The sequence below is a fragment of the Martinezella dioscoreae genome (assembly GCF_009176305.1).
GTDB classification, from domain to species: domain Bacteria; phylum Pseudomonadota; class Alphaproteobacteria; order Rhizobiales; family Rhizobiaceae; genus Rhizobium; species Rhizobium dioscoreae.
Map to the genome: position 1 here is coordinate 918,946 of NZ_BLAJ01000003.1, position 12,961 is coordinate 931,906.

General features: G+C 60.4%; 12 protein-coding genes. 4 read left to right on the top strand and 8 right to left on the bottom strand.

The features are described from left to right. Positions 1 to 117: 117 nt before the first annotated feature. Positions 118 to 2,406 (top strand): NADP-dependent malic enzyme, encoded by a 2,289-nt coding sequence (locus GDN47_RS16345; RefSeq protein ID WP_152093772.1) that lies wholly within the window; start codon positions 118 to 120, stop codon positions 2,404 to 2,406. A gap of 77 nt (positions 2,407 to 2,483) precedes the next feature. Then, entirely contained in the window at positions 2,484 to 3,893 is a 1,410-nt protein-coding gene (locus GDN47_RS16350; RefSeq protein WP_152093773.1) for an adenylate/guanylate cyclase domain-containing protein, read from the top strand. Between the two features lie 6 nt (positions 3,894 to 3,899). On the opposite strand, the gene olsB is transcribed toward GDN47_RS16350, so the two are convergent. The 5 genes from olsB to GDN47_RS16375 all read right to left on the bottom strand — a co-directional run bounded on the left by olsB (position 3,900) and on the right by GDN47_RS16375 (position 9,868). Continuing rightward, positions 3,900 to 4,778 (bottom strand): l-ornithine N(alpha)-acyltransferase, encoded by an 879-nt coding sequence (gene olsB, locus GDN47_RS16355; protein ID WP_113390004.1) that lies wholly within the window; start codon positions 4,776 to 4,778, stop codon positions 3,900 to 3,902. Between the two features lie 231 nt (positions 4,779 to 5,009). After that, positions 5,010 to 7,295, bottom strand: a complete 2,286-nt coding sequence (locus GDN47_RS16360) for a hybrid sensor histidine kinase/response regulator (RefSeq protein WP_152093774.1) — start codon at positions 7,293 to 7,295, stop codon at positions 5,010 to 5,012. A gap of 55 nt (positions 7,296 to 7,350) precedes the next feature. Continuing rightward, positions 7,351 to 7,869 (bottom strand): signal peptidase II, encoded by a 519-nt coding sequence (lspA, locus tag GDN47_RS16365; RefSeq protein WP_069611144.1) that lies wholly within the window; start codon positions 7,867 to 7,869, stop codon positions 7,351 to 7,353. Then, positions 7,866 to 8,726: a TrmH family RNA methyltransferase gene (locus tag GDN47_RS16370; protein WP_152093775.1), complete on the bottom strand. Its 861-nt coding sequence runs from the start codon at positions 8,724 to 8,726 to the stop codon at positions 7,866 to 7,868. Before GDN47_RS16370 ends, lspA begins: the two co-directional genes overlap by 4 nt. Further along, positions 8,723 to 9,868 (bottom strand): class I SAM-dependent methyltransferase, encoded by a 1,146-nt coding sequence (locus tag GDN47_RS16375; protein WP_371865518.1) that lies wholly within the window; start codon positions 9,866 to 9,868, stop codon positions 8,723 to 8,725. Before GDN47_RS16375 ends, GDN47_RS16370 begins: the two co-directional genes overlap by 4 nt. Positions 9,869 to 9,983: 115 nt before the next feature. On the opposite strand from GDN47_RS16375, the gene GDN47_RS16380 reads away from it, so the two are divergent. Both GDN47_RS16380 and GDN47_RS16385 read left to right on the top strand, forming a co-directional pair. Then, positions 9,984 to 10,436, top strand: coding sequence for an SRPBCC family protein (locus GDN47_RS16380; RefSeq protein WP_113329981.1), 453 nt, complete (start codon positions 9,984 to 9,986; stop codon positions 10,434 to 10,436). Positions 10,437 to 10,472: 36 nt separating this feature from the next. Beyond that, complete coding sequence (locus tag GDN47_RS16385) at positions 10,473 to 10,931, top strand: GNAT family N-acetyltransferase (protein ID WP_152093777.1); 459 nt, start codon at positions 10,473 to 10,475, stop codon at positions 10,929 to 10,931. On the opposite strand, the gene GDN47_RS16390 is transcribed toward GDN47_RS16385, so the two are convergent. The 3 genes from GDN47_RS16390 to sppA all read right to left on the bottom strand — a co-directional run bounded on the left by GDN47_RS16390 (position 10,923) and on the right by sppA (position 12,714). Further along, complete coding sequence (locus tag GDN47_RS16390; protein ID WP_069611376.1) at positions 10,923 to 11,255, bottom strand: LapA family protein; 333 nt, start codon at positions 11,253 to 11,255, stop codon at positions 10,923 to 10,925. The genes GDN47_RS16385 and GDN47_RS16390 overlap by 9 nt on opposite strands. Positions 11,256 to 11,422: 167 nt before the next feature. Then, positions 11,423 to 11,731, bottom strand: coding sequence for an integration host factor subunit beta (locus tag GDN47_RS16395; protein WP_015338608.1), 309 nt, complete (start codon positions 11,729 to 11,731; stop codon positions 11,423 to 11,425). 26 nt (positions 11,732 to 11,757) lie between these two features. After that, positions 11,758 to 12,714, bottom strand: coding sequence for a signal peptide peptidase SppA (gene sppA, locus GDN47_RS16400; RefSeq protein ID WP_113351324.1), 957 nt, complete (start codon positions 12,712 to 12,714; stop codon positions 11,758 to 11,760). Positions 12,715 to 12,961: the final 247 nt, after the last annotated feature.

Genomic DNA, 12,961 nt, shown 5'->3' on the forward strand with positions numbered 1-12,961 from the left:
TCACGGAGGTGCAGTTTTTCCAAAAAAATGAGGTGCCACCCTATCCGCGCGCCGCTATAGAAGACAACAGCTATCGGACAAGAGGGACCGGTCGCCCACAGGAGGTTTGGAGGAACAATGGCTGACAGCAAGAGCAAGTCGCGTCCGGGAACGGGGATCACCGATCAGGAAGCACTGGACTTCCACAAGAACGGACGCCCCGGCAAGCTTGAGATCAATCCGACCAAGCCGATGGCGACACAACGCGATCTTTCCCTTGCCTATTCGCCCGGTGTCGCCGTTCCCGTAAAGGCGATCGCGGCTGATCCTGCGACGGCCTACGACTATACCTCGCGTGGCAACATGGTCGCCGTCATCTCGAACGGCACGGCCATTCTCGGCCTCGGCAATCTCGGCGCACTCGCCTCCAAGCCGGTCATGGAAGGCAAATCGGTACTGTTCAAGCGCTTCGCCGACGTCGATTCGATCGATCTCGAGATCGACACCGAGAATGTCGACGAATTCATCAATTGCGTGCGCTATCTCGGCCCCTCCTTCGGCGGCATCAATCTGGAAGATATCAAGGCACCCGACTGCTTCATCATCGAGCAGCGCCTGCGCGAGCTCATGGATATCCCCGTGTTCCATGACGACCAGCACGGCACCGCCATCATCGCCGCTGCCGGCCTCATCAACGCGCTGGAGCTGACCGGCCGCGACTTGAAGACCACCAAGCTCGTCTGCAACGGCGCCGGCGCGGCCGCCATCGCCTGCATCGAGCTGATCAAGTCGATGGGCTTCGCCCCGGACAACATGGTCCTTTGCGACACGAAGGGCGTGATCTACCAGGGTCGCAGCGAAGGCATGAACCAGTGGAAGTCGGCACACGCCGTCAAGACCGACAAGCGCACGCTAGCGGAAGCAATGAAGGGCGCCGACGTCGTGTTCGGCCTCTCGCAGAAGGGCGCCTTTTCCGAGGATATGATCCGTTCTATGGCCGACCGGCCGATCATTTTCGCCATGGCCAATCCGGATCCGGAAATCACGCCGGAAGAAGTCGCCCGCATCCGCGACGACGCCATCATGGCGACGGGGCGCTCGGACTATCCGAACCAGGTCAACAACGTCCTCGGTTTTCCCTATATCTTCCGCGGCGCCCTCGACGTGCGCGCCACCACCATCAACGACGAGATGAAGATCGCTGCCGTCAACGCGCTGGCGAGCCTTGCGCGCGAAGACGTGCCTGACGATGTCGTGGCAGCCTATCAGGGCGCGCGGCCGCGCTTCGGCGCGCAGTACATCATCCCTGTGCCCTTCGACCCGCGCCTGATCTCGGCCATTCCGGTGGCTGTCGCAAAAGCCGCGATCGAGAGCGGCGTCGCACGCCGCGAAATTGCCGACATGGCCGCTTATGCGCGCGAACTCTCTGCCCGGCGCGATCCGATCGCCTCAACACTGGCGCAGCTCTACGAGCGTGTCCGCCGGCACCAGAAGCGCATCGTCTTTGCCGAGGCGGAAGAGGAACAGGTCATGCGCGCCGCCCTCTCCTACGCCAATCAGGGGCTTGGCACGGCAATCCTGCTCGGCCGCGAGGATCTGATCCAGGCAACCGCCGAGCGCGCCGGCATCGATCTCAACCGCCCAGGCCTCGAGATCGTCAATGCCCGCATCTCGAAGCGCGGTGATGCCTATATCGATTATCTCTATGCCCGGCTGCAGCGCCAGGGCTACCTGCATCGCGACGTGACGCGCCTGATCCACAACGACCGCAATCATTTTGCCGCGTGCATGGTCGCACTGGGCGATGCCGACGGCATGGTGACGGGCGTGACGCGCAATTATTCGACTGCGCTTGGCGATGTGCGCCGCTGCATCGACGCCAAGCCGGGACACCGGGTCATCGGCATATCGATCGTGCTTGCCCGCGGCCGAACCGTCTTCGTTGCCGATACCGCCGTGCATGACATGCCGACCTCCGAAGAACTGGCCGATATCGCCGAGGAAGCTGCCGGCTTCGCCCGGCGCATGGGCTATGAGCCGCGCGTCGCCATGCTCGCTTATTCCACCTTCGGCCATCCCCCAGGCGAACGTTCCGAGCGGGTGCGTGAAGCGGTTAATATTCTCGACAAGCGATACGTCAATTTTGAATTCGACGGCGAAATGGCGGCGGATGTGGCGCTGGACCGCAAGCTCATGGAAAACCTCTATCCCTTCTCGCGACTTTCCGGACCGGCAAACGTGCTTGTCATGCCCGCCTTCCACTCTGCGGCGATCTCCACCAAGATGCTGCAGGAGCTCGGCGGCTCGACGGTCATCGGGCCGCTGCTCGTAGGTCTCGACAAGCCGGTGCAGATCACATCGATGGGCGCTAAGGATTCCGATATCGTCAACATGGCCGCCATCGCCGCCTATGGCGCGGGCTCGTAACCACTACCCCATAAGACTGAGCCGGCGACCCAACAAAGGTGATGGGCTGCCGTATCAATTCGGTGTAAAATAGGGGGATGAGTGAAGCTCAGGTCCTGTTTGGAGTGCTGCGCCATTCAGCGCAGCCTGACATTGTCGATGCTATCGAGCGGCTCGTTCTTGAGGCACCCGACCGCAAGCTCAACCGTGTGAATGCGCTCGCCTTTGCGGCAGGCCACGGCTTCGATGAAGAACAGGCCGTCAATGCCTTTCTGCACGCCTCGCGCCTCGGCCTGTTCGAGATGTCGTGGAATGTTCTTTGCCCCGGCTGCGGCGGAGTGTTGGATGCCAATACTTCACTCAAAACCGTGCAGAGCGATACCTATAACTGCACGCTTTGCGCAGCCGGATACGAGCCGACGCTCGACGAGATGGTCGAAGTCACCTTCACGGTCAGTCCACGCGTGCGCCACATAGAAGCGCACAATCCGCACGATCTGTCGCCGCTCGAATATTTCCGCCAGATTTATTGGGGCTCAGGCATCGACCTTCCCGACGAGGGTTACGAAGAAAAAGTCGATCAGTTCGTTTTGGAATCCCTGGAACTGCCGCCGGGCGAGAAAGCGGTCATATCGCTTCAATTGCCGGCGGAATTCACCATCATCTTCGAGCCGGTCACGCATGCGGCGCAATTCCTCGACGTGAAGGGAGAACCATCGAAGGAGCGGCAGGCTCTCTCGCTCGTTTTCGATCGCATGCATCGCCATAGCGAGGCCATAGAATTGCGGCCCGGCCCGCTACGCGTCCAGATGGAGAACCACACGGACCTTCGCGTGCTGCCATCGATCTGCGTGGCCAACGATGCCCTTCATACGCTGCTTGGACAACGCCGGCCATTTCTGACCGCCAAGCGCCTGCTTTCCAACCAGACCTTCCGTGACATCTATCGGACGGACACGATTGACATCGATCAGCGGCTGAAGATCACCAGCCTGACCTTTCTGTTCACCGACCTGCGCGGTTCGACGGAATTATACGAAAGGGTTGGCGATCTTGCGGCCTTCGATCTGGTCAAAACGCATTTCGGCATCCTGCATGAGATCGTGGCGGCAGAGGCGGGCGCGGTCGTCAAGACGATCGGCGATGCGGTCATGGCGACCTTCCCGACGCCGGACCGGGCGCTCACTGCGGCGATGCGGATGCGAGAGGCCATGCTCAGCCTCAACGAAGAGCGCGGCAATGATGATCTTCTTCTGAAAATCGGCATCCATGAGGGGCCGTGCATCGCCGTGAGCCTGAACGAACGACAGGATTATTTCGGGCAGACGGTCAATATCGCATCCCGCGTCCAGCACCTCGCCACGTCACGCGAGATCTTCGCCACCAGCTCGGTGCTCGATCATCCTCGCGCTGCCGAACTGATGACAAGGCGCGGCCTCACGCCGCAATCGCATCATGTCGCGCTGCGCGGCATCACGGATGCGATCGATATTTTCGCGATCCCTTGATAGTCCTCAGCTGGCGAAGCGACCGGCATCCGCGCCGTAATAATTCACGTAGCGGTTGGAAATGCTGGCGATCGGCAGGACGATCAGAACGTCTGTCGTGTTGAAAGCCTGATCGACCACGGCGGTCGAGCCGACCATGGCGCCGAGACGCAGATAGCCCTTGATCAAGGGCGGCAGCGACATCAGCGCCTTCTTCGGATTGACGGCCTCGACCGGCATCAGATCCATGTTGCGTGCCAGCGATGGCAGCGCACCGACGGCCCATTCGTCCTTGGCGAGAACATTGTGATAGAGGAAGGAAAGCGCCAGCGCATGCTGCTCCGGCAGAATGCCCGGGAAGGATGCGCAACCGAACATGGCGCCCATGCCATGCTTCAGCGCATAGGCCCAATTGCCCTGCCAGAGCAGTTCCACCGTACGCTTGTTGCGGTAATCCGGCAGCACGCAGGAACGGCCGAGCTCCATGAAGCGCTTATCGGGATGACGGGCGAGCAGCGCATCGATGTCGAATTCCGATGAGGAATAGAAGCCGCCATTGGCCATGGCCACTTCCTGGCGCAGCAGGCGATAGGTGCCGACGATCTGGTCTTCCGGATCGCCCTCAAGCGAGCGGTCCAGCACCAGAAGATGGTCGCAAATGTCGTCCCAGCTGTCGACATCACGCTGACGACGCATGGCCTCAGCCGGCAGTTGCGCGTTCATCTCCTCGACGAAAACGCGGTAGCGGACGGCCTGAGCGGCATCGATTTCGCGCGCCGTGCGGGCAAGGCGCGTTTCGAGATTTCCGATGCGTCCGAGCACATCGCTGGCAACTGGCTCAACCGTTGCCTTTGAAGACTGAACCATTTCGCCCTGAGCTTCGCGATTCAAAATTTCGATGGACATGGCGATTCTCCCCCTGCGGGCCGATATAGCGCCATAAACCAAATTCGTGCGACAGGAAAGTGACACGCAGCTTGGCTAAAAGCAAGAACCGTGCCCGTTGCAATTTTTCGAATGGACGCGCCATCCCCAACTTAGCGAGGACGATTGCCATAAGTTGAGCGATGTCAACCGCCGCTATCAAGCATTGATGAGCCGGCTTTGCAATTTTCATCCGCAGATAGCCGATGATTTCTAGGCGCGTTCGAAGACCGATCTGGACAAGCCGCGTAGCGCGGCCGTCAGCTTTTCGGGATCGACCGGCTTGACGATGACGGCATCGGCTCCGGCCAACAGTGCCTGACGACGTATCGAATCGCGGCTGTCCGCGGTCAGCACTATGATCGGAAGCGGCGGCAGGCCATGCCTGCGCTCATGAGCGCGCAATTGCGCAAGCACAGCCGCACCCGTACCGCCCGGCATGTTGAAATCCGTCACCAGCACCTCCGGCCGCGCTTCGCCGTCTTCGGTGCGGGCTCGAAGACCGTCGAAATCCTCGACGAGGCGAACCCTGTGGCCAGCCCTGGAGAGCATGGCCCGAACCAGCATCGCATTGACCGGGTCATCCTCACCCAGCAGAATATCGAGCGCGCGATCCTCCGTCTCGGGCGTGGTTATGCCGATCTCCGAGACAGCCTCGATCAAGGCTTCGCGCTTTTCCATACCGCGCATGCGGCCTCTCAGCACATCGATCAGCGACTGTTCGCGCAGCGGCCGGATGAGCCAGGCGTCGAAAAGGTCGAGCGGATGGGTGTTGCGCTCCTCGGGATTGACCAGGAAGATCTTGCGCAGCCTTGGCACCGCAAGCGCATTTCCCTCGCTGAAGTACCAGGGCGCCATGCGATGGTCGACGATGAGATCCGTCCAGACCCCGCCCTCGCCCATCGGAAACGAAGGCAGCAGGTCATCCATGTCGCCCGGGCCGATCAGCCGGCAATGGCCGCCAAGGGTCTGGATGGTTCGCATGATGGCCGTGCTTGCCGCCCCTTGGGGAGCCAGCAGCAGGATACGAGATCCCCTAAGCATGGTATTGCGCCGATCGTATCCGTCTTCGCCGGCAATCAGGCCGACCGGGAAGGAGATGACGAATTCGCTGCCCTCGCCGCGCTCGCTGGCAACGCTGAGCCCGCCGCCGAATTCGCGCAGGATGCGAGCGGAGATTGCAAGGCCAAGGCCGGTGCCGGCGCTTCTTTCCACCGTGGTGCCGGCCTGCTCGAATTCGCCGAAGACGCGAGCCTGTTCTTCTTCGGTCATGCCGGGACCGCTGTCGCGCACCGATATCGTCAAATCCCGGCCGTTGAGGTCGACACTGACAAGAACACCGCCGGTCTGGGTGAACTTCACCGCATTGCCGATGACGTTGAACAGGATCTGGCGCAGCCGGGCTGGATCGAATTCCATGCTCTCGGGAACATTGGCCGCAACGCTCGCGGCAATTTCGATGCCCTTCTCATGGGCTCGATGCGCAAGCATCTCGATGACGCCTTCCAGCAGCGGCCGCAAAGCCTCCTGGCGTGGATGCAACTGAAAGCGGCCGACTTCGATCGTGGAAAAATCGAGGAGATCTTCGACCAGCTGCACCAGCGCGTGACCCGACTGACGAATGCCAGTGAGATAATTTGCCTGTTCCAGGGTCAGCGGCGTCTGGGCAAGGAGATGGTTCATGCCCAGAATGCCCGACAGCGGCGTGCGGATCTCATGGCTGACGGTAGCGAGCAGCCGGGATTTGGCAGCGCTGTTATATTCGGCCTTCAATCTCGCGTCTTCGCGCAGGCGGGCTGCCTGCCGCTCCTCCGTCACGTCGCGCGCGATGCTCTGTATGCATAATTGCCCGGTCGTCGCATCGCGGAACATGACATCGTGCCAGGCGAAGATGCGCCGGCCCTCGGGTGTCGCGATTTCCGCATCCTGATGCTTCGCATCGGTGACGGCACGGAATACGAGGCCAGCTTCTTCCAGCGTCAGGCCTTCGGGGTGCGACCTTCCGGTCAATCTGCTGAAGGTGGCGTTGGCGTGCAGAATCCGGCGGTCGATGCTGCGCGTGACCGCGATGTCGCCAAGCGCATCGTGGACGGTAGCAAGGAGGCTGGTGCTTTCCTTGTACTCCCATAGGCGATCGTGATCGCTCTCGCTGAAATCGGCAGCGACAATCTCGGGCTCGCGCGCCGCGCCTTGCGTTTTGATGATGCCGACGGCTGCCAGCGCAACGGCTGCGAGGCCAAGAAAGCCTAAAAGCACCAGAGGACCTCCGGCGAAGCCGATCGCAAGAAAGGCGGCCCCGGCCACAAGACCGCCACCATTCAGCCAATGGCTTTGCAGCCACCAGGTTTGCGCAGGCGGCGCCGAGTGCCGGCCTGCCTCACGTGGCACGGTCGATTTTGCAAGCGACGACTCGTCGGCGGCCGACCCTTCGATCGGTCCCGTTTGGTCGTGAACTGCCGCCGCGGCAAGCTTTTCCTGCAAATCTGCCAGAGTGCTCATGCAGTCTGGCTAACATGGGCATTCTTCCCGATGCCTTCAGGGATTCGCTAGAATTTTAAACTTTTGCCTTTTTGGGCATCAGAAGCTCGTCGAGAATGACGCAGCCTGCCCCGACGGTGATGAAACTGTCGGCAAGATTGAAAACGGCGAAAGACCATGTCTGCGTATGAAACAGGATATAATCGATCACGTGACCGTAGAGAAAGCGATCAAGCAGATTGCCGAGAGCGCCGGCAATGATCAGGGCAAAGCCCATATGCGCGAGCCAGCGATGATCGGGCGTGCGCCGCCAGAGCCACAGCACGAAGGCGACGATGACGAGCCGCATCCCGACGATGAACCAGCCGTCCATGCCCGAAAGCATGGAGAAGGCCACGCCTAGATTATAGGTGCGATAGAGCGCCAGCATCGGAATGACCGGCACCATCTCCTGCAGCGGCAGCCAATGATCCACCATGATCTTGATGGCCTGGTCGAGAATGACCGCAACCACGATGAAGATCAGGATCGGCAGGGGCCGTGAAAACAGGGCTGGCTTTGCAGTCGGCTGCTCATGGGTCTCGCTATCGGTCATCGGGTCTCGCTCAGGGTCAGGATATGGCGGCGTGCTTCGAACAGCATGACTGCCGTCGCGACCGCCAGATTGAGGCTATCCGCGCGGCCGGCCTGCGGGATACGGGCGAGCGCATCGGCCTCTTTCGCCAGGGCATCCGGCAAGCCGGACTGCTCGTTACCCATCAGGATGACGACGGGCTTCTTCTTGTAATCGATGGTGCGATAATCGACGGCGCCCGCCAGATGGGTCGCGACGACAGCGACACCGGCCGTCTTCTTCCAGATCAGAAACTCCTCCGGCGTCGCTTTGACGACAGGAACTGCAAAGACCGAGCCCATGGTGGCACGCACGGTTTCCAGCGAAAACGGATCGGTCGTTTCTCCGACGAGGATGACACCGGAAGCGCCGGCCGCATCGGCAGTGCGGATGATGGTGCCGAGATTGCCGGGATCGCGCACGCGATCGAGCGCCACCCAGGTCTCGCCTGCCTTCGGCTTGACGTCGCGAAGCGGCCGCCAGCGCTGCTCGAAGACGCCGACCACCATCTGCGGATTGTCGCGGCGTGTAATGGAGCCGATGACCTTTTCGCTGACCTCCAGCACCAGCCCGCCGGCCGCGACCGTCTTGGCGGCGACCTGTTCGACAAGCGGCTTGCCCTTGGCGGCCTTGGCGTAAACAAGCGTGCGGATCGTCCAGCCGAGCTCGAGCGCATCGATGATGAGCTTCAGTCCTTCGGCCAGGAAGGCGCCGCTTTCCTCGCGAGACTTCTTGACCGTCAGCGCCTTGATATCCTTGACGATCGGATTGGCAAGCGAGGTAACCTCTTTGACCTGTCCGACCTTGCGCGGGCCGTCACTACGAAAATCCTGGTTCATTTCGGCACCCAGCGGCTGAAGAGAGAGGTGGAAAGCGCCCTGCCCGGCGTGCGGCCATCGAGGCCGGCTTCACGGATGACCAGTTCGCCGGATTCGACTGCGCCGCCGGCGCCGCGCATGGTTTCGCGCATCAGCTCATGGATCGAATAGAAGCTGGCGCGGATCGAATAGGCCGTCAGCACCAGGCCGAGCGCCTTCGGCGACAGGATCTCGCGGCAGATATCGAGCATCAGCGGCAGATGTTCGAACAGATGCCAGACCTCGCCATTCGGGCCGCGGCCGAACTTCGGCGGGTCGGTGAGAATGATGTCGTATTTGTTGCCACGCCGCTCCTCGCGCAGGATGAACTTCATCGCATCCTCGCAGATCCAGCGGATCGGCATTTTTTCCATGCGGCCTAAAGCCTGGTTTTCGCGCGCCCAGCCGATCGCCTTCTTCGAAGCGTCGACATGCGTCACTTCAGCCCCGGCAGCCGCCGCCACCAGGGAGGCGACGCCGGTGTAGCCGAATAGATTGAGGACCTTCAGTGGCCGTTGCGCCGCCTCGACCTGCTCCTTCATCCAAGCCCAGTGCACGATCTGCTCCGGGAAGACGCCGACATGGCGAAATGCGGTGAAGCGACCGAGAAAATCGACACCGAGCAATTGCAGCGGCCATGTCTCGCCGAGCGCCTCGCGCGGAAAACGCCAGCGGCCCATGCCGTCCTCATCGGTATCGCCGGTGAAGATCGCATCGGCATTGTCCCAGATATGTGCGGCAAGCGACGGCGGCCACAGCGCCTGTGCCTCAGGCCGGACGATGCGGTAGGGACCGTATTGCTCGAGCTTGAGGCCATTGCCGCTGTCGATCAGGTGGAAATCACCAGCACCGAGCGATTCCAGGATAACTGGCACACGCTCCGGCGGACGCTCACCGGTTCGGGCGATCAGCGGGCGTTCCGGCGCGGCGGCGGCAGGTGATGCAGAACGCGACTCTGCAACACGCTCGCCATGATCGCGCGGAGGCTTGGCATCACGCAAAGGCTTGGCTGGCCTTGAAGCATGCGCGGGCTTTGCCGGCGGCTTGCCGGGCATGTCACGCCGGGGTTTCGCCCCAAGGCCGCCCGTATTTTTCTGGCCGGGCCGGCTTTCCCTATGTTTCACCATGCTTATCTCAAAATTGATATGTGCGTGCAAATAGCATCTGGCCGCCACTTGGCAAAGCGCTTTCCGATCTGCGATGATCCATGCACAAAATGTCACATTGGGAGGATTGTGCATGGACATGACCGGTGAGGAACGGATCGCAGCACCCAGAGATGCCGTTTGGGCTGCGCTGAACAATTCCGAAATCCTCAAACAATGCATCCCCGGCTGTCAAAGCCTCGACTGGGTCTCCCCGACGGAGCTGACGGCAACCGTCAAGCTGAAGATCGGCCCCGTTTCGGCTTCCTTCAACGGCGAGGTCAAGCTTTCCAACATCAATGCGCCGGAAAGCTATACGATCTCGGGAGAAGGAAAGGGCGGCATTGCCGGCTTTGCCAAGGGCGGCGCGGACGTCATACTCAAGGAAGACGGCAACGAGACCATCCTGCAATATGAGGCGAAGGCGCAGGTCGGCGGCAAGATCGCGCAGCTTGGCTCCCGCCTGGTCGATTCCAGCGCCAAGAAGCTGGCGCAGCAGTTTTTTGCCGATTTCACCGCTGCCATCAACGGCCAGGCGAGCGCCTGATTGCCAGCGGAATATTTCGGCCCCATATAGTCGATCATGACATCGAAATTCGAGACCTGGGCCGTCCGGCCTGCACGCGAACGGGACATGCAGCAGCTTGCGGAGATCTATCTCCGTGTCCGTCGCGAAACGTTCCTATGGGTCGATCCCGGGCATTTCGCCCTTGAAGATTTTGCCATTCATACCAATGGCGAACGCCTGTTCGTCTGCGAGGACGGGCATGGTGTAATTGCCGGCTTTGCCGCGGTGTGGGAGCCGGATGACTTCATCCATATGCTTTATGTTCTGCCGGCCTTCCAGGGCCGCGGCGTCGGCAAGGCGCTGCTTGCCGGCCTGCCCGATTGGCCTCGGCGACGCTACCGGCTGAAATGCCTGGTCAAAAACATCCGCGCCATGGCTTTTTATAGGAGGCTCGGCTTCGAGATCATCGGCGACGGCGCCTCGCCGGAGGGCGACTATAAAGAGATGCGGCTCGCCGACTTCACGTCACTTTGACGGCAGCTGCCCGGCGATTTCTTCGGCGCGCGTGCGATGCTTATCGGCTTCGGCCTGCCAGCGCACCGCTTCCCGCGATTGATTGCGGGCACGTTTGCGATGCTTTCCCTGATTGAACCAGGTGACTGCGGCCCCGACGATCATGCCGAGGATCAGCGCCACAAACAGCAAAACGAACAGGGGCGCATTCAAGGAAAGCACCTGATCCTCCGGCCGGAAGGGATTGAGGGCCAATGTCACGGATTGCCTGTTGGCGACGCAGAATATGATGAGGATGATGCCGAGCGGCAGCAATATCAGCAGATTGACGATCTTCTTGGCCATTGCGCAGCTCCTTTGTCCGCGGCCATGGATGTCCCGCACCCAAGCCGCCTTCAGCCGCAGAATAGAAAAGAGGCGGCTGAATTCAAGTGCCACCGCGTCGCGGCACAATCATGTCCGACAACTATTTCCGTCGGCGCATTTGGGGAAACTCGGCCGGAATGGCCCGATCAGTTGTCGTCTTCCTCGTCGTCGCCGGCGCCCGGATTCAGGCGCTCGCGCAATTCCTTGCCGGTCTTGAAGAAGGGAACCCATTTTTCTTCGACGAAGACCGTATCGCCGGTGCGCGGGTTGCGACCGGAGCGTGAAGGCCGGTTTTTGACGGAAAAAGCACCGAAGCCGCGAAGCTCAACCCGGTTTCCCGCTGCGAGCGCATCGGTGATCTCATCCAAGACAGCATTGACGATATTTTCGACGTCGCGGTGATAGAGATGCGGGTTGCGGGCGGCAACAATCTGCACCAGTTCCGACTTGATCACAGCTATCCCCTTAAATCATTGATTTATCAATTGGCTGCACCCTGCCAAACAGAAAGCAGGCCGTCAAGAAACAACTTATCGGTCATGATTTTCTGGAGACTCTCTCCTTTAATAAAATCATCATAACCGAGACGATTTAGCAACCAGGAAGCGGCACCTGGCCAAAAGAAGGACGAAGTTTTGTCTTCCGGCTTCCAATCGACGATCGGCAGATCCTTCTTGACCTTGCGCGTTTCGAGATAGGCGAGGATTTCGTCCTCGCCGCCGAGTGTGTCGATCAGCTTGTTCTGAAGCGCCTGGCGGCCGGTGAAGATGCTGCCGTCGGCAAGCTTCAGCACTTCGTCGCGCGACAGCTTGCGGCGATCCGCCACAAGATCGACGAACCAGCCATAGCTATCCATGACCATGTTGCGGATCATGTTCTTGGCGTCTTCGCTGGCAGGATGGAAGGGCGACGGTTCGGCCTTTAGCGGAGCCGACTTGATCTCATCGAGCGAAACGCCGACCTTGTCGAGCAGGTCCTTGACCTGCGGATACTGGAAGATGACGCCGATCGACCCGGTGATGGAGGTATCGCCCGCAACGATATCATCGCCGGCTGTCGCTATCATGTAGCCGGCAGAAGCTGCGACGGTGCGGATGTCCGATACGACCGGCTTCTTGGCGGCGACGGCGCGGATCGCCTTGAAGATGCGTTCGCCGCCATAGGTCGTTCCGCCGGTCGAAGAGATCGACACGATCAGCGCCTTGACCTGATCATTGTCGCGGATCTTCTTCAGCCGCTCCAGCAGCTCCGGATCATCCTGAATGAGCCCGGAAATCTTGACGCGGGCGATTTGCGGGCCTCGCGCATCCGGCAGGTCGGCCGAAACAAAGCGATAAAGCGCAAAACCCAATGCCACAAGGAGCAAAACGGCAACAATGCGCCAGAAACCAACCTTGCGGCGCAATTGTCGCCGATCCGCGATTGCAGAACTGTCCATCACGCCTTATTTCTCCCTGCAACAAATTGAAAGCGCCACAAACCGGATGTATGACACCTTGAAACGGGCACAATCCTTAGAGAAAAGCGTTTCCCGTTTTCGATGTCGTCGACGGACGCCGCTCTGCTGGTTCATGAGATAGGACATCGCCCGACCTGATGAAACCGGCTTATGGTATATTTTTCTGCTAAAATTCGCCCACAGCAGGAAAAAATCCATATTGGCAAGCCAGTGCAATAATGCGAAA

What these genes read in the sequence shown, in the direction of transcription:
- GDN47_RS16345 (WP_152093772.1), top strand. Translation starts at nt 118, where the DNA reads ATGGCTGACAGCAAGAGCAAGTCGCGTCCGGGAACGGGGATCACCGAT.
- GDN47_RS16350 (WP_152093773.1), top strand. Translation starts at nt 2,484, where the DNA reads ATGAGTGAAGCTCAGGTCCTGTTTGGAGTGCTGCGCCATTCAGCGCAG.
- olsB (WP_113390004.1), bottom strand. Translation starts at nt 4,778, where the DNA reads ATGTCCATCGAAATTTTGAATCGCGAAGCTCAGGGCGAAATGGTTCAG.
- GDN47_RS16360 (WP_152093774.1), bottom strand. Translation starts at nt 7,295, where the DNA reads ATGAGCACTCTGGCAGATTTGCAGGAAAAGCTTGCCGCGGCGGCAGTT.
- lspA (WP_069611144.1), bottom strand. Translation starts at nt 7,869, where the DNA reads ATGACCGATAGCGAGACCCATGAGCAGCCGACTGCAAAGCCAGCCCTG.
- GDN47_RS16370 (WP_152093775.1), bottom strand. Translation starts at nt 8,726, where the DNA reads ATGAACCAGGATTTTCGTAGTGACGGCCCGCGCAAGGTCGGACAGGTC.
- GDN47_RS16380 (WP_113329981.1), top strand. Translation starts at nt 9,984, where the DNA reads ATGGACATGACCGGTGAGGAACGGATCGCAGCACCCAGAGATGCCGTT.
- GDN47_RS16385 (WP_152093777.1), top strand. Translation starts at nt 10,473, where the DNA reads ATGACATCGAAATTCGAGACCTGGGCCGTCCGGCCTGCACGCGAACGG.
- GDN47_RS16390 (WP_069611376.1), bottom strand. Translation starts at nt 11,255, where the DNA reads ATGGCCAAGAAGATCGTCAATCTGCTGATATTGCTGCCGCTCGGCATC.
- sppA (WP_113351324.1), bottom strand. Translation starts at nt 12,714, where the DNA reads ATGGACAGTTCTGCAATCGCGGATCGGCGACAATTGCGCCGCAAGGTT.